General features: G+C 70.1%; 16 protein-coding genes. 12 read left to right on the forward strand and 4 right to left on the reverse strand.

The genetic code is table 11. The features are described 5' to 3' along the window. The first annotated feature begins 95 nt into the window (after window positions 1–95). From ACI2L1_RS26505 to ACI2L1_RS26525, 5 genes are all read left to right on the forward strand, one after another. Window positions 96–476, forward strand: coding sequence for an STAS domain-containing protein (locus tag ACI2L1_RS26505; RefSeq protein ID WP_404741858.1), 381 nt, complete (start codon window positions 96–98; stop codon window positions 474–476). Window positions 477–702: 226 nt separating this feature from the next. Continuing rightward, window positions 703–1,197, forward strand: coding sequence for an ATP-binding protein (locus tag ACI2L1_RS26510; RefSeq protein WP_404741859.1), 495 nt, complete (start codon window positions 703–705; stop codon window positions 1,195–1,197). Window positions 1,198–1,372: 175 nt separating this feature from the next. Further along, on the forward strand, window positions 1,373–2,068 hold the full coding sequence (locus ACI2L1_RS26515) for an LPXTG cell wall anchor domain-containing protein (protein WP_404741860.1): 696 nt from the start codon (window positions 1,373–1,375) through the stop codon (window positions 2,066–2,068). Window positions 2,069–2,196: 128 nt separating this feature from the next. Further along, complete coding sequence (locus ACI2L1_RS26520) at window positions 2,197–3,288, forward strand: hypothetical protein (protein ID WP_404741861.1); 1,092 nt, start codon at window positions 2,197–2,199, stop codon at window positions 3,286–3,288. A gap of 2 nt (window positions 3,289–3,290) precedes the next feature. Next, window positions 3,291–4,616, forward strand: a complete 1,326-nt coding sequence (locus tag ACI2L1_RS26525; protein WP_404741862.1) for a hypothetical protein — start codon at window positions 3,291–3,293, stop codon at window positions 4,614–4,616. A 98-nt stretch (window positions 4,617–4,714) separates the two neighbouring features. Here ACI2L1_RS26525 and ACI2L1_RS26530 read toward each other — a convergent pair whose 3' ends face one another. Then, window positions 4,715–6,259, reverse strand: coding sequence for a peptide MFS transporter (locus ACI2L1_RS26530; protein WP_404741863.1), 1,545 nt, complete (start codon window positions 6,257–6,259; stop codon window positions 4,715–4,717). Window positions 6,260–6,547: 288 nt separating this feature from the next. Between ACI2L1_RS26530 and ACI2L1_RS26535 the strand changes: the two genes are divergently transcribed. Both ACI2L1_RS26535 and ACI2L1_RS26540 read left to right on the forward strand, forming a co-directional pair. Further along, window positions 6,548–7,225, forward strand: a complete 678-nt coding sequence (locus tag ACI2L1_RS26535) for a response regulator transcription factor (protein WP_007382513.1) — start codon at window positions 6,548–6,550, stop codon at window positions 7,223–7,225. A gap of 42 nt (window positions 7,226–7,267) precedes the next feature. Further along, window positions 7,268–8,542 (forward strand): ATP-binding protein, encoded by a 1,275-nt coding sequence (locus ACI2L1_RS26540; RefSeq protein WP_404741864.1) that lies wholly within the window; start codon window positions 7,268–7,270, stop codon window positions 8,540–8,542. Window positions 8,543–8,668: 126 nt separating this feature from the next. Here the strand turns inward: ACI2L1_RS26540 and ACI2L1_RS26545 are convergent, their stop codons facing one another. After that, window positions 8,669–9,181 carry a GtrA family protein gene (locus tag ACI2L1_RS26545; RefSeq protein WP_404741865.1) on the reverse strand — a complete coding sequence of 171 codons (513 nt, stop codon included), beginning with the start codon at window positions 9,179–9,181 and terminating at the stop codon, window positions 8,669–8,671. Window positions 9,182–9,346: 165 nt separating this feature from the next. Here ACI2L1_RS26545 and ACI2L1_RS26550 point away from each other — a divergent pair, with 165 nt between their 5' ends. From ACI2L1_RS26550 to ACI2L1_RS26565, 4 genes are all read left to right on the forward strand, one after another. Continuing rightward, a complete protein-coding gene (locus ACI2L1_RS26550) occupies window positions 9,347–10,540 on the forward strand; it encodes a 5-(carboxyamino)imidazole ribonucleotide synthase (RefSeq protein ID WP_404741866.1) in 1,194 nt (397 codons plus the stop codon). Between the two features lie 20 nt (window positions 10,541–10,560). After that, window positions 10,561–11,058, forward strand: coding sequence for a 5-(carboxyamino)imidazole ribonucleotide mutase (purE, locus tag ACI2L1_RS26555; protein WP_404741907.1), 498 nt, complete (start codon window positions 10,561–10,563; stop codon window positions 11,056–11,058). Between the two features lie 5 nt (window positions 11,059–11,063). After that, complete coding sequence (locus ACI2L1_RS26560; protein WP_404741908.1) at window positions 11,064–12,242, forward strand: dipeptidase; 1,179 nt, start codon at window positions 11,064–11,066, stop codon at window positions 12,240–12,242. A 118-nt stretch (window positions 12,243–12,360) separates the two neighbouring features. Continuing rightward, on the forward strand, window positions 12,361–13,473 hold the full coding sequence (locus tag ACI2L1_RS26565; protein WP_404741867.1) for a dipeptidase: 1,113 nt from the start codon (window positions 12,361–12,363) through the stop codon (window positions 13,471–13,473). A gap of 13 nt (window positions 13,474–13,486) precedes the next feature. Here ACI2L1_RS26565 and ACI2L1_RS26570 read toward each other — a convergent pair whose 3' ends face one another. After that, window positions 13,487–13,870, reverse strand: coding sequence for a VOC family protein (locus ACI2L1_RS26570; protein ID WP_404741868.1), 384 nt, complete (start codon window positions 13,868–13,870; stop codon window positions 13,487–13,489). A 32-nt stretch (window positions 13,871–13,902) separates the two neighbouring features. Beyond that, window positions 13,903–14,262, reverse strand: coding sequence for a VOC family protein (locus ACI2L1_RS26575; protein ID WP_404741869.1), 360 nt, complete (start codon window positions 14,260–14,262; stop codon window positions 13,903–13,905). A 136-nt stretch (window positions 14,263–14,398) separates the two neighbouring features. On the opposite strand from ACI2L1_RS26575, the gene ACI2L1_RS26580 reads away from it, so the two are divergent. Beyond that, window positions 14,399–14,902, forward strand: coding sequence for a CGNR zinc finger domain-containing protein (locus ACI2L1_RS26580; protein ID WP_404741870.1), 504 nt, complete (start codon window positions 14,399–14,401; stop codon window positions 14,900–14,902). The last annotated feature ends 28 nt before the right edge of the window (window positions 14,903–14,930 follow it).

Below are 14,930 nucleotides of genomic sequence, written 5' to 3' on the forward strand. Positions count from 1 at the left end.
GTTTGTGGGTGATTGTTCGGGTGTCGGAGGGTGTGGAGAAGGCGTAGTGTTCGAGGGCGTCATCAGCAGCCACGACGTCGGGAGAGAGAGACGGCATGGACCGCGGGACGGTCGGCAGCGCACAGTCTGGCCGGCTTCTGGTTGAGGTGCGGCAAGAGGGCTCCAGTGCCATCGTGACTCCGGCAGGTGAGTTGGATCACCACACGGCCGATTTGTTGCGTGAGCCACTCGAGGACTGCCTCGCCAAAGGGAAGAGCCGGCTTGTCGTCGACTGCACACGGCTGGAGTTCTGTGACTCCACCGGACTGAACGTGCTGCTGGGGGCGCGCCTGAAAGCCGAGGCCGCGGGGGGTGGCGTACATCTTGCGGGCATGCTGCCGGTCGTGGCGCGGGTCTTCGAGATCACGGGGGCCGATGCGGTCTTCACCGTGCATGACACCCTGGACGAGGCCCTTGCCGACGAGGCCGGCGGCTGAGGCGGCGAGCCGAGCGGCGGCCCCGGTGTCCCCGTTCGCGCCCCGTTCGTCCCATCCGGCCGGTGCTCAGCGGGTGTCACACCGCGCGTGGCGGACATACGTCCCGAATACGGGGGTGTTCTGCCGGTCCGCCCGGGCAGGAGACATCCGTACCGACTGTGCGGTGAGCGACCTTGCAGTGACGTTTTGAAATTGTGAACCGGTGAATCGGTGAGGTGAAGCGCTGATGAGCACCACCCGGCCCTACTCGCCGGGCGACCGTGACCCGGAGCCCAGCGCGGAGCCTGGCGGCGAAGTCGAGGTGTCGACCGGTCGGCAGGTCCGCCGGCTGAGCTTCGACGGCGAGAGCGGGGTCGTTCCCCTCGCCCGCGACTTCACCCGGCAGGCCCTGTACGCGTGGGGATGGTTGCCGGCCGAGTCCGCGGACCAGCGCGCCGCGGCGGAGGACGTGCTGCTCGTCGTCTCCGAACTGGTGACCAACGCCTGCCTCCATGCGGAGGGCCCCGACCGGTTGTGGATCTCCTGTGACAACAAGGTGATCCGGGTCGAGGTCTCCGACAAGGGAGCCGGGCAGCCGGCACCGCGGACCCCGCACCGGGCCGGGCGCCCCGGCGGCCACGGCATGTTCATCGTGCAGCGGCTCTGCCTGGACTGGGGAGTCGTACGGGCTCCCGGAGTGGCCGGGAAGACCGTGTGGGCGGAGCTGGGCGCTCCGGCCTAGCGCCGTCCGGCGGATCGGGCTCGCCGCAGGAAACGGGGCAGGACTCCGCGGGGCGGCCCCCTGGCGCTCGCCCGGTGCTGTCCCCACAGTTCCGACACTTACTTTCTCTTCCTTCCTCTCGTACCCCGGCGTACCTTGACGGCCGATCTGATATGCCGTCAGGAATGAGGGGACCGTGTCGAAGCAGAAGCGAACCGTCGCTCTCGCGACCGCCGCGGCCCTGGCCGGCTCGGCGGTGTTGATGGCCGCCCCCGCGGCCAGGGCCGAGGTCGTGAACGTCAACTACCAGTGCAAGACACCGATCGGGGACAAGAGCGCCGTCTCGCCCATCGACATCGAGGGCGTGAAGAGCGGCAGCGGCTACAGGATCACCATGTCCTGGCAGAAGGGCGTCTCCTCCAGCCCGGTCGATCTCGGCAAGGGCGCGATGAACCCGAGTGCCACCATCAAGCTCGGCGGCGCGGACAGCGGGACGATGAACGTGACGGGCCCGGCCAACCAGGCCGTCGTCCCCGCCAACACCCCCATCAAGATCAACGACCTGACCGGGACGTACACCCCGAAGAAGTCCGGCAAGGTCACCTTCACCGCGGGCATCCTCACCATCAAGGCGCTCGGTACGACGACCACGTGCACGCCCACCAACAGCCCCGGCGCCTCGCTGACCCTGGACGTCACCGCGGCCTCGGGCTCCTCCGGCGGCACCCAGAGCGACAGCGGCAGCGACGACTCGGGCACCGCACTCCCGCAGACCGGCCCCGAGGACTCCGCGATCGCCCTCGGCACACTCGGCGGCACGGTGCTGCTCGCGGGCGCGGCGGGCGCGCTGTGGCTGACCCGGCGCAACCAGGCGGCCCGCGTCCGCCGCTGAGCGATCCGGACCGGTTTCGTACGACAACGGGAGCCGCCCATGCTTTCCCCGCCCGCGTCGATGACGTCGTACGGCCGACCCGTGCCCGAATCCCCTGGTACGGAAGCCGAGTTGACGGGAGCGACGACGTGAACCCGAGTTGCAGGGCGCGGCCGGCGGTGTGGGCGGCGGTCCTCGCGCTGCTCCTCGGCCCCTTGGCGGGCACGGCGAACGCGGCGGACGGGCCGAGCGTGAAGCTGTCCAAGTCCCAGGCGGGGACCGGTGGTTCGATCACCGTGTCCGGCGGCGGCTGGCGGGAGCGGGCGCTGCTGATGATCCTGATCTGCGGACAGGCCGTGCCGTCGCGCGGGGTGCCAGGGGGCACCAACTCCTGTGCCAACGCGGACGGCCGGGCCGTCACCACGGACTCGAAGGGCCGCTTCAGCAAGAAACTACCGGTGGCCGAGCCGCCGGTGCCCTGCCCCTGCGTGGTGCATGTGGCCACCGTGACCGGGGCGAAGGCCGACGCCGACGCGATCTTCCAGGTGGCCGGGCACGCCGTGGAACCGCTGCCCGCGGACACCTCCGGCGGACGGCTGTCCGTCCTCACCGACACCCGACTGGACGGCTCCGGTGGGCTGCTGACCTGGTTCGGGGCACCCCCCGCCCGCACTCTCGTCTTCACCGTCGGCAACGTCGGCACCTCCGACGTCAAGAACCCGGTCTTCCAAGTCGGCACCGCACACGGCGTGTTCGCCCCGCAGTGGGAGGAACAGCAGTGGCGCGGCTCGATCCCGCCGGGCGGCAAGGCGCGGATCGAACTGCCCGTCGAGCTCTCGGGCGGCGCGCACGGCGACTACACGGTGTCGCTGAAGTACGGCGGCAAGGTGCTCGCCGAGCAGCCCTGGGACGTGGGCCGGCCCTGGGGCGTGCCCCTGTTCTGGATCCTGGTCTGCCTGGTCGTGCCGGCGGCACTGTTCCGCATCGGTATGGCCGTGGTGGACCGGGTCCGGCCCCGGCCCGCCGGAGGCCTCCGGCACCGCGGACTGCGGCTGCCCGAACTCGCTCTGCGGCTGCCGGGGTTCAAGCCCTCCACGGCCGCGCACGCGGCACCTCCGACCTCCACCCTGCCCTGGTTCAGCCCGGACGCCGATCCGGGCGCGGCCGGTGGCCGGCTCTCCGCACCGCACGACGACAGCCCGACGAGTCCAACGACTCCCACCAGAGAGGGATCCACGTGAGCATGCGAAGGAGAGTCACACCGGCCGGCGGGCCGAGAAGAGCGGGCGCGGCGGGACTCGTGCTGGCGCTGACCGGAGCGGGCGTGGTCCTCGGTCTGGCCGCCGGGCCCGCCCAGGCCGCGGAGGTGTCGTTCGCCACCCGGTGCGTACCGCCCGCGGGCGTCGGGCTCGACCCCGTCAACGGCACCACCAAGGTCGAGATCACCGCACCGGCCACGGCGAAGGTCGGGAACGAGATCGACGTGGTGTGGAAGTTCACCCAGGCCGCGTCGAAGAACCCGGACATCATCGACCTGCCCGCCAACTCGGTGCAGCCGACCGGCACGTTGAAGGCCACGGGCGCTCAGACCGCCGACATCGCGATGACGGGGCCGCGCGAGAACCCGGCGATCCCCAAGGGCGGCGACATGGTGCTGTCCGACATGAAGGGCACGCTGAAGCTGACGGCGGCCGGGGAACTCACGCTGACGCCGGGGCCGTACACGGTGAACGCGATGGGGACGAACACGGTGTGCACACCGACGGAGACGGTGCCGAAGGCCGCGACGGTGAACGTGGCGGCAGGGGACGGGACTTCGACCCCGACCACCACCGACTCACCGGACCCGACGGACAGCGCGACACCCACCGACAGCGCCACACCCACCGACAGCGCGACCCCGACGGACAGCACCTCGCCGTCCGCCACCTCCTCCGGCGACGAGCAGACCGACTTCACCGGCAAGGCGGTCGACATCCCCTACACCTGCCAGTCGCCCATCGGCGAGAAGAAGGCCACCTCCACGATCCAGATCAACGCCAAGAAGGACGGCGGCAGTTACGGCCTCACCGTGCAGTTCAAGAACTCCCCGATGGACAGCCCCGCCGACATCCCCGCGGACTCGGTGAAGCCCTCCATGGAGGTGGTCCTGGGCGGCGACGACACGGGCTCGGTCCACGTCGAGGGTCCCACCAACTCCGAGGCCATCAAGTCGGGCGACCCGATAGAGATCCCGGACATGACGGGCACGTACAAGCCGGGCGCGACGGGTGAGTCGACGCTGTCGCCGGGTGTGCTGACGATCGAGGCCCTGGGCACGACGACCACGTGCACGCCGGACAGCACGGCGGTCTCCCTGACGCTGACCACGGAGGAGCAGGAGGGCGGGGCGTCGGGTGGTTCGTCGTCTTCCGGCGGTTCCTCGTCCGGCACGTCCACCAGCGGCGGCCTGGCGGCGACGGGTGCGGACGACCACGCGGCGCTGAAGGCACTGGGTCTGGTGGCGGGGACGGCGGTGCTGCTGGGCGGCGCGGTCTTCACGTTCATGCCGGGAAGGCGGACCAGGTAACGCACCTCAGGGGCGCGGGGGACCGCGCACAGCACGTGAACCGACGGGGCCGCCGGAACCCACCTGGATTCCAACGGCCCCGTCGGTTCGGGTCCAGGTCAGCGAACGTCCCCCATAAGGGACTTCACCTTCCGCCGGTACATCCACACCGCGAACCCGGCGAGAGCCGCAAGCGCCGCCTCCCCGAACACCGCGGGCGTCCCGCTGAGGTCGACCCCCGCGATCGCCGGGTTGGACAGCAGACCGGTGATCGAGTCACCCGCGGTCACCGCGAGGAACCACACGCCCATCATCTGCGAGGCGTACTTCGCGGGAGCCATCTTCGTCGTCACCGACAGACCCACCGGCGACAGGCACAGCTCACCCACGGTCTGGATGAAGTAGATGCCCACCAGCCACATCGGGCTGACCGTGGTGCCGTTCGCCGCCATGGCGATCGGGACCAGGAAGAAGAAGAACGAGACACCGACCAGGACCAGGCCCATCGCGAACTTCACGATGGTGCCGGGCTCCCTGCCCTGCCGGTTCAGCCACACCCAGAGCCAGGCGAAGACCGGGGCCAGCGCCATGATGAACAGCGGGTTCAGCGACTGGTACCAGGAGGTCGGGAAGTCGAAGCCGAGCAGCGAGCCGGCCGTCTTCTGGTCGTTCGAGCCGAACGCCTGGACCGTGGACGCGCCCTGGTCGTAGATCATCCAGAACACGGCGGCCGCGACGAAGAACCAGATGTAGCCGGACATCTTCGACTGCTCGGCGGTCGTCAGTTCCTTGTCCCGCTTGATGCGCAGCAGCACACCCGCCGGGACGACCAGACCGATGACGGTGAGCGGGATCATCGCCCAGTTCAGCGTGAAGTGACCGGTGAAGCCGACGACGCCGTAGAAGACGGTCGCGGCGATCACCCAGAACAGGCCCTTGCGCAGCCAGGCCGCGCGCTCCTCGGCCGCCAGCGGCTTCGGGACGACATTGCTCCGCGGGTTCAGGTTGCGGGTGCCGAGCAGGAACGCCGCCAGACCGATCGCCATGCCGACCGCGGCCATGCCGAAGCCGAGGTGCCAGCTGACCTCCTGGCCGACGGTGCCGATGGCCAGCGGGGCGAAGAAGGCGCCCGCGTTGATGCCCATGTAGAAGATCGTGAAGCCGCCGTCGCGGCGCGGATCGTCCGGGCCGTCGTACAGGTGGCCGACCATCGTGGAGATGTTGGCCTTGAGCAGTCCGGAACCGGCCGCGACGAGCGCGAGACCGGCGAAGAAGGGTGCCTGACCGCCGGGCAGTGCCAGCACGAGATGACCGCACATGATCGTGACGGCCGCGATGGCCACCGTCTTGCGGGGGCCCCAGACGCGGTCGCCGAGCCAGCCGCCGGGCATGGCGAGCAGATAGACCATCGCCGAGTAGACCGAGACGATCACGGTGGTGGTCGCCAGGTCCATCGCGAGGCCGCCGCCCATGCTGCCCTTGCCGGCGTCGGGGCCGCCGGACAGCAGATAGACGGTGAGCAGGGCTTTCATGCCGTAGTAGGAGAATCGCTCCCACATCTCGGTCATGAACAGAGTGGCCAGTCCTCGTGGGTGGCCGAAGAAGGTCCTGTCGGTACCGGGGGTGCCCGGCGTCACCGAGTCCTTCGTCAGGCTGGACGCCATGGTGGTTCCTTGCTGATCGGGGCACAAAAGAGACCTTCAGTGTCAACTCATCACTGAAGGTCCCCGTGGTGCTAAAGGCGTTGTTTCACCATACGACAGAGCCTCGCCGGAAATGGAAGGACTTGAGACATGAATCACAGGTGAACTAGGGGTTGTGCACCCTCTTTCCAAGGTGCCTGCACAGTTCCATGCCGATATTCACAGGTTCGCGCGAAGGTGCTCAAAGGTAAGAACCACAGCGCCCTGATCACACTCTTCGTTCTGTCAAGAGCGGTCTACCATCAGCTCATGACCCGTGTACTGCTCGCCGAGGACGATGCGTCCATTTCGGAGCCGCTGGCCCGCGCCCTGCGCCGGGAAGGGTACGAGGTCGAGGTGCGTGAGGACGGCCCCACCGCACTCGACGCCGGAATGCAGGGCGGTATCGACCTGGTCGTCCTCGACCTGGGTCTGCCCGGCATGGACGGCCTGGAGGTGGCCCGCCGGCTGCGCGCCGAAGGCCATGCCGTACCGATCCTCATCCTGACCGCGCGCGCCGACGAGGTGGACACCGTCGTCGGACTCGACGCGGGCGCCGACGACTACGTGACCAAGCCCTTCCGGCTCGCCGAACTGCTCGCCCGCGTCCGGGCCTTGCTGCGGCGCGGGGCGGCTGAGCCGGCGCAGCCGCCCGCGACCCACGGTGTGCGGATCGACGTCGAGTCGCACCGCGCGTGGATGGGCGACGAGGAACTCCAGCTCACCGCCAAGGAGTTCGACCTGCTGCGGGTCCTGGTGCGGGACGCCGGCCGCGTGGTGACCAGGGACCAGCTGATGCGCGAGGTCTGGGACACGACGTGGTGGTCGTCGACCAAGACCCTCGACATGCACATCTCGTGGCTCCGTAAGAAACTGGGCGACGACGCGGCGAACCCGCGGTACATCGCGACGGTACGAGGAGTGGGTTTCCGCTTCGAGAAGAGCTGAAGCCCGGATATCCGTGGGTATCCGTCTAGCAGGTAAGAGGACATGCGCCGTCGACTGATCCAGTCCACGCTCGCCGTAGTGCTGGTGGTGATCGCCGTCTTCGGCGTCTCGCTCGTCATCGTCGAGACCCGCACCATCAGCAACAGCGCCCAGGAGCGGGTCGACTCCGAGGCGATCCGGCTGGCCGGGATCGTGGACAGCCGGCTGTTCGCCGCAGAGGACGTGACCGCGGAGATCCTGCGCGACCAGGTCGGCCTCGACCGCTACGCCGTGATCAGGATCTCCGGGAAGCCGCCGATCGAGGTCGGCGCCAAGCCCTCCGGACAGGTCATCAGCTCCACCGAGAAGGGCGAGGAGGGCGAGACGGTCACCGTGCAGGAGCCGCGCTCCTCGGTGACCCGGGAGGTCGGCCGTACGCTGCTGATCATCGGGCTTGTGGCGCTGCTCGCGGTGATCGCCGCGGTGCTCCTCGCGATCCGCCAGGCCAACAAGCTGGCCTCGCCGCTCACCGACCTCGCCGAGACCGCGGAACGCCTCGGCTCCGGCGACCCCCGGCCCCGGCACAAGAGGTACGGCGTCCCCGAGCTGGACCGGGTCGCCGATGTCCTGGACTCCTCCGCCGAGCGCATCGCCCGCATGCTCACGGCGGAACGGCGCCTGGCGGCCGACGCCTCCCACCAGCTCCGTACACCACTGACCGCGTTGTCGATGCGCCTTGAGGAGATCACCCTCACCGATGACCCGGACACGGTGAAGGAGGAGGCGAACGTCGCGCTCACCCAGGTGGAGCGGCTGACGGACGTGGTGGAACGGCTGCTCACCAACTCCCGCGACCCCCGCGCCGGCAACGCCGTCACCTTCGACCTCGACGAGGTCATCCAGCAGCAGCTCGCCGAGTGGCGGCCCGCGTACCGCAGTGCGGGGCGGGCGATCGTCAGCTCCGGCAAACGTCACCTGACGGCGGTCGGCACACCCGGCGCGGTCGCCCAGGTCCTGGCCGCGCTGATCGAGAACTCCCTCATGCACGGCGGCGGCACGGTGGCGCTGCGCACCCGCGTCACCGGCAACCAGGCCGTCATCGAGGTCACCGACGAGGGCCCCGGAGTCCCGGCCGACCTCGGCGCCCGCATCTTCGAACGCACGATCAGTGGCCGCAACTCCACGGGAATCGGCCTGGCGGTCGCCCGCGACCTCGCGGAGGCCGACGGCGGCCGCCTGGAGATGCTTCAGACCCAGCCGCCGGTCTTCGGCCTGTTCCTGTCCCGCACCCCGTTGAAGTCCGCGGCGGTGCAGGACGACGAGCCGACGGTGCGGTGAGCTGCGCAGGCTGAACGGGGGACGGCTGATAGTCGTCCGAGGGCCGGCGGGGGCTGGACGCCCCCGCGGCGGAGCCGCAGATCGACACAGCCCCGCGCCCCTAGGTGTCCCAGGTGGTCCGGAGAGTCAGATGACCCGTTGCTTCGGGCGGGGCTTTGCCGCCTCCTCCTCGGCCTCCTCCAGGAAGGACTCCGCGCTGGCCACGGCCTCCCGGGCCGGCAGGGCCTTGAAGACCCAGGTGCGGTAGGACCAGAAGCGGAACAGGGTGGCGATCCCGATGCCGAGGAACTTGAAGACGTTGCTCTGGAGAGGGCTGTCCCAGCCGAAGCCGTAGGTCGCGGCGTACAGGACGCCGTTCTCGATGACCAGGCCGACCACGCTGAACAGCAGGAACAGGGTCAGTTCCTTCGTGCGGCCGCTCTTGTCGCGGTCGCGGTACGTGAAGTAACGGAACCCTATGTAGTTGAAGACGATCGAGACGACCGTGGCGATCACACTCGCCCGGACCACCGGAAGCTCGGTGAGATGCCGGACGAGGTTGAAGACGACGAGGTTGACGAGGAGCCCCGCTCCGCCCACCGCACCGAATTTGGCGACCTCGCGAACGATCCTTCGCAGCCCTGAGGAACCATGTCCCATGGTCGTACAGGCCCCCAGTCGGTTGGTTTCGTCAACTCAACCATGCTAACCATCCCCCTTGTCGGTTGCCTGTGGATGAACTCACACACACGGAAACAAGCTGGTAAGAGGGTCGGTAAGAGGCGCGGAATCCGGCCGCGATGGCGTGACCGATACCCTGGGGTCGTGACGTTCCCCGTAGTCGGCATGGTCGGCGGAGGCCAGCTCGCTCGTATGACACACGAGGCAGGCATCCCGCTCGGCATCAGGTTCAAGCTCCTCAGTGACACCCCCCAGGATTCCGCGGCGCAAGTGGTGAGCGACGTCGTCATCGGCGACTATCGCGACCTCGACACGCTGCGCGACTTCGCGCGGGGATGCGACGTGATCACCTTCGATCACGAACACGTACCTACCGAGCACCTCCGGGCCCTGGAGGCGGACGGCATCCCCGTGCGCCCCGGCCCTGACGCGCTGGTGCACGCCCAGGACAAGGGCGTGATGCGCGCGAAGCTCGACGCGATCGGGGTGCCGTGCCCACGGCACCGGATCGTCAGCGATCCGCAGGACGTGGCGGCCTTCGCGGCGGAGCTCGAAAGGGGCGGGCACGAAGTGCCCTCCGGCAAGGGTGGTGGTGGGCGACGGGCGGGCGGCTTCCCCGTCGTCCTCAAGACCGTCCGCGGCGGCTACGACGGCAAGGGCGTGTGGGTCGTCGACTCCGTCGAGGAGGCCGAGGACCCCTTCCGGGCCGGCGTGCCCGTCCTCGCCGAGGAGAAGGTCGACTACGTCCGCGAGCTCGCCGCCAACGTCGTACGGTCGCCGCACGGCCAGGCCGTCGCCTACCCGGTCGTCGAGTCCCAGCAGGTGAACGGCGTCTGCGACACCGTGATCGCCCCCGCGCCCGACCTGGACGAGACCCTCGCCCTCAAGGCCGAGGAGATGGCCCTCAACATTGCCAAGGAACTGGACGTCGTCGGCCATCTCGCCGTCGAGCTGTTCCAGACCCGCGACGGCCGCATCCTCGTCAACGAGCTCGCGATGCGCCCGCACAACTCCGGTCACTGGACCCAGGACGGCGCGATCACCTCGCAGTTCGCCAACCACGTCCGGGCCGTCCTCGACCTCCCGCTCGGCGACCCGCGCCCCCGCGCGAAGTGGACCGTCATGGTCAACGTCCTCGGCGGCGACTTCCCCGACATGTACTCCGCGTACCTGCACTGCATGGCCCGCGACCCCAAACTGAAGATCCACATGTACGGCAAGGACGTGAAGCCCGGTCGCAAGGTCGGCCACGTCAACACCTACGGCGACGACCTGGACGACGTTCTCGAACGCGCACGTCACGCTGCCGGCTACCTGAGAGGCACGATCACCGAATGAGCCCCGTTGTTGGCATCGTCATGGGTTCGGACTCCGACTGGCCCGTCATGGAGGCCGCCGCCCAGGCCCTCGACGAGTTCGAGATCGAGTACGAGGTCGACGTCGTCTCCGCGCACCGGATGCCGCGCGAGATGATCACGTACGGCGAGCAGGCGGCCGAGCGCGGCCTGAAGGTGATCATCGCGGGGGCGGGCGGCGCGGCCCATCTGCCCGGCATGCTCGCCTCCGTGACTCCCCTCCCGGTGATCGGCGTCCCCGTCCCCTTGAAGTACCTCGACGGCATGGACTCCCTGCTCTCCATCGTGCAGATGCCGGCCGGCGTCCCGGTCGCGACCGTCTCCGTCGCCGGTGCCCGCAACGCGGGTCTGCTCGCGGCCCGTATCCTCGCCGCCCACGACGAGGAACTCCTCGGCCGGATGCGGGAGTTCCAGCAGGATCTCAACGACCAGGCCACCGAGAAGGGCAAGCGCCTGCGGTCCAAGGTCGAGGGCTCCGACGGCTTCGGCTTCGGCACGTGACGGCCATGGACCCGCTGGAGACGGCCCGGGAACTCCTGCGCGAGTTCCCGGTCGTCGACGGCCACAACGACCTGCCCTGGGCCCTGCGCGAACAGGTCCGCTACGACCTCGACGCACGCGACATCGCCACGGACCAGTCCGCCCACCTGCACACCGACCTGGCACGGCTCAGGGCCGGCGGGGTGGGCGCGCAGTACTGGTCGGTGTACGTCCGCTCGGACCTGCCCGCCGCGGTGCCGGCGACGCTGGAACAGATCGACTGCGTACGGCAGTTGATCGCGCGGTACCCGGCTCAGCTGCGCGCCGCACTCACCGCCGCGGACATGGAGGCGGCGCGCCGGGAAGGTCGTATCGCATCCCTCATGGGCGCCGAGGGCGGCCACTCCATCGCCAACTCCCTCGCCACGCTCCGGGCGTTGTACGCCCTCGGCGTGCGCTACATGACCCTCACCCACAACGACAACGTGGACTGGGCGGACTCGGCGACCGACGAGCCCGGCGTCGGAGGTCTGTCGGCCTTCGGCCGTGCGGTGGTGCGGGAGATGAACCGCGAGGGCATGCTGGTGGACCTCTCGCACGTGGCGGCGACGACGATGCGGGACGCGCTCGACGCCTCGCTAGCGCCGGTGATCTTCTCCCACTCCTCCTCGCGTGCGGTGTGCGACCACCCGCGCAACATCCCGGACGACGTCCTGGAACGCGTCCCGGCCAACGGCGGCATGGCGATGGTGACCTTCGTCCCGAAGTTCGTCCTCCAGGCCGCCGTCGACTGGACGGCCGCGGCCGACGAGAACATGCGCGAGCACGGCTTCCACCACCTCGCGACCACCCCGGAGGCCATGAAGGTGCACCGCGCCTTCGAGGAGTGCACCCCGCGCCCGGTCGCCACGGTCTCGACGGTGGCCGACCACCTGGACCACATGCGCGAGGTGGCCGGTGTGGACCACATCGGCATCGGCGGTGACTACGACGGCACGGCCTTCACCCCCGACGGCCTCAGCGACGTCTCCGGCTACCCCAACCTCATCGCGGAACTCCTGACCCGGGGCTGGTCCAGGCCCGACCTCGCCAAGCTCACCTGGCAGAACGCGGTACGGGTGCTGGGCGCGGCGGAGGACGTGGCCCGGGACCTGCAGGCCACGAGGAGCCCGTCCCACGTGACGATCACCGACCTGGACGGCTGACCGCCCGACCGGTGGCCACCGGGACCCCCCGAACGCCCCGCCCACCAGGAAGCCCCCGGCGCTCCGTGCGACGGTGACCGTACGGCGATCAGGAAGATCACGACGTACGGAGCCCGTCATGGCAGACCTCCAGGACGAACTGAACACCACGGCCGAGGTGGGAGAGCTGCCCCGGCTCCTAGAGGATGTGCCGGAGCTGTACACCCCCGTCTCCGACCCGGACACCGAGCCCCTGGAGCGTGCCCACGCCATCCTCGCCGTACACCCCGTCGCCGACGGGTACAGCGGACTGCCCTGGGCCCTCAGGCACCTGCCCTGGTTCGACCTGGAGCTCGGCGAGAGCGCCGTGGACACGGACGTGCCGCGGCTGAGGGAGGGCCATGTGGGCGCGCTGCTGTGGTCGCTGCACCTGCCCGAGGGGCTCGCCGGGGACCGGGCCGTGGGGGCCACGCTGGAGCAGCTGGACCTGGTGAAGACGGTCGTGCGCAACCACCCCGAGGGCCTGCGCCTGGCCTGTACGGCGGGACAGACCACCGACGCCCACAACTGCGGCCGCGCCGCCGTCCTGCTCGGGCCCGCCGGTGCCGCCGCCCTCGGCGACTCGCTCGGCATCCTGCGTTCCCTGCACGCCCTGGGCCTGCGCGCCCTCACGCTGTCCGGGGTGTCCTGGGCGAGCGAGGCCGGGCTCACCCGGTTCGGCGAGGAGGTGCTGCGCGAGATGAACCGGCTCGGTGTGCTCGCCGACCTCTCCGGCGCCTCCGAGGCCACCATGCGACGGGCCCTGGCGGTGTCCAAGGCGCCCGTGCTGTTCACCCGCTCCGCCGCCCGTGCCCTGCGCCCGCACCCGGCCAACCTCCCCGACGACCTGCTCGCCGAGCTGGGCGCCGCCAAGGGCCTGTGCATGGTGCCGCTGACCGCCGAGCAGACCGGCCCGACGGTCCGGGACGTCGCCGACCACCTCGACCATGTGCGCGCGGTCGCGGGCGCCGAGTGTGTCGGCCTGTCCGGCACTTTCGACGCCGGTACCGCCCACCCGCAGGAGCTCGGCGACGCCTCCTGCTACCCGCACCTCGTCGCCGAGCTCCTGCTGCGCGGCTGGGAGGAGGCCGACCTCGCGCTGCTGACCTGGGGCAACGTCCAGCGGGTCCTGCGCGGCTCCGACTTCACCGCACGGGCGGCGCAGCAGCGGCGCCAGCCGTCCACGGCGAAGATCGCCGAGCTCGACGGCTAGGCCTGCGAAGGGGCTACATCGGGTCGATCCGGCAGAGGCAGAAGGGATGCCCCGCCGGGTCCGCGTACACCCGGAAGTCCTCCTTGTCCTCGGCGTGCAGCAGCCGCGCCCCGAGCTCCAGCACCTTGGCCTCCGCCGCGTCGATCTCCTCCCAGGTGGTCCCGCCGTCGAAGTCGAGGTGGAACTGCTGGGAATTGCGGTCCGCACGCGGCCACTCCGGCGGGGTGAGCCCGGGCGCGCTCTGGAAGGCGAGCCGGGGCCCGCCGGGGACGTGCAGGACGACCCAGTCGGGGTCGTCGTCCTCGGGAGCGCCGCCCACGATTCCGGCGTAGAAGCGGGCGAGCGCGCGGGGATCGGGGCAGTCGATCACAACGGAACGGAAAGACGCGACAGTCACGGGAAACCCTCCTGGTTCAGCGGGCGCACACGTCAGCAGGCGCAGAGGCAGAACGGGTGCCCCGCCGGGTCCGCGTACACACGCCAGCCGCGGGAGCGGTCGTCGGCGTCCAGTGGCTTCGCGCCGAGCGCCAGCACCTCCTTCTCCGCCGCGTCCAGGTCCTGGACGGTGAGGTCCAGATGGAACTGCTGCGAGGCGTCGGGGGCGGGCCACTTCGGCGGTACGAAGCCGGGGGCGGCCTGGAAGGCCAGCGACTGTCCGCCGGGGGTCCTGAGATCCACCCAGTCGCCCTCGCCCTCGACGCTGCCGCCGAGGACACCGGCGTAGAAACCGGCGAGGGCGCGGGGGTCCGGACAGTCCAGTACGACGACACCGAGTTCGGCGATGGCCATGGCTGCTTCCTCCTTGAAGCGAGAGTCACCTGTCGGTTACCTGTAGAGCCGGATAACCAGTAACCGTTACCGCATGCTCCCGCATCGGAGGTAACGTCGCAAGGGAATTCCCTAGGCAGGCAGGTAGCGTGCAGCCATGAGTGAGCGATCTCCCGCGCCCGGAGATCTGGCCCTGGTCCAGTCCCTGGTCAACACGCTGGACCTGGAGTCGGGCACCGACTCGCTGGACACGGCGGAAGGGCGGGCGCGGTTCGGCATCGCGGAGGGTGAGGTGGCGGCGGCCCGTGAGCTGCGTGAGTCGCTGCGGGTCGCGCTGCTGGCTCATGCAGGGCACCCGGCGCATCGCGCGGTGACGCCACTGGGGGAGCTGCTGGCCTCGGCGCCCCTGCTGCTGACGGTCACCGCGTCGGACGGCTCGGCGGCCCTCGCCCCGGCCGACGCGCGGCCGCTGCTCTCCCGGGTCGCCGCCGCCGTCGCGGAGTCGCTGATCGCGGGGACGTGGGAGCGCCTGAAGGCCTGTGAGGCGGTGGACTGCCACTGGGCGTACTACGACCGCAGTCCGGCGGGGCGGGGGCGGTGGTGCTCGATGCAGGTGTGCGGGGCTCGCGCGAAGATGCGGCGCTACCGGGCCAAGGGGTGAGCCGGGCCGCCACGGAGTGACGGGCGTC

Origin of the sequence: Streptomyces sp. NPDC019531 (genome assembly GCF_044903305.1) — a bacterium.
Taxonomy (GTDB): domain Bacteria; phylum Actinomycetota; class Actinomycetes; order Streptomycetales; family Streptomycetaceae; genus Streptomyces.

Coding starts and splice junctions, on each gene's coding strand:
- ACI2L1_RS26505 (WP_404741858.1), top strand. CDS start 96: ATGGACCGCGGGACGGTCGGCAGCGCACAGTCTGGCCGGCTTCTGGTT.
- ACI2L1_RS26510 (WP_404741859.1), top strand. CDS start 703: ATGAGCACCACCCGGCCCTACTCGCCGGGCGACCGTGACCCGGAGCCC.
- ACI2L1_RS26525 (WP_404741862.1), top strand. CDS start 3,291: ATGCGAAGGAGAGTCACACCGGCCGGCGGGCCGAGAAGAGCGGGCGCG.
- ACI2L1_RS26530 (WP_404741863.1), bottom strand. CDS start 6,259: ATGGCGTCCAGCCTGACGAAGGACTCGGTGACGCCGGGCACCCCCGGT.
- ACI2L1_RS26535 (WP_007382513.1), top strand. CDS start 6,548: ATGACCCGTGTACTGCTCGCCGAGGACGATGCGTCCATTTCGGAGCCG.
- ACI2L1_RS26540 (WP_404741864.1), top strand. CDS start 7,268: ATGCGCCGTCGACTGATCCAGTCCACGCTCGCCGTAGTGCTGGTGGTG.
- ACI2L1_RS26545 (WP_404741865.1), bottom strand. CDS start 9,181: ATGGGACATGGTTCCTCAGGGCTGCGAAGGATCGTTCGCGAGGTCGCC.
- purE (WP_404741907.1), top strand. CDS start 10,561: ATGGGTTCGGACTCCGACTGGCCCGTCATGGAGGCCGCCGCCCAGGCC.
- ACI2L1_RS26560 (WP_404741908.1), top strand. CDS start 11,064: ATGGACCCGCTGGAGACGGCCCGGGAACTCCTGCGCGAGTTCCCGGTC.
- ACI2L1_RS26565 (WP_404741867.1), top strand. CDS start 12,361: ATGGCAGACCTCCAGGACGAACTGAACACCACGGCCGAGGTGGGAGAG.
- ACI2L1_RS26575 (WP_404741869.1), bottom strand. CDS start 14,262: ATGGCCATCGCCGAACTCGGTGTCGTCGTACTGGACTGTCCGGACCCC.
- ACI2L1_RS26580 (WP_404741870.1), top strand. CDS start 14,399: ATGAGTGAGCGATCTCCCGCGCCCGGAGATCTGGCCCTGGTCCAGTCC.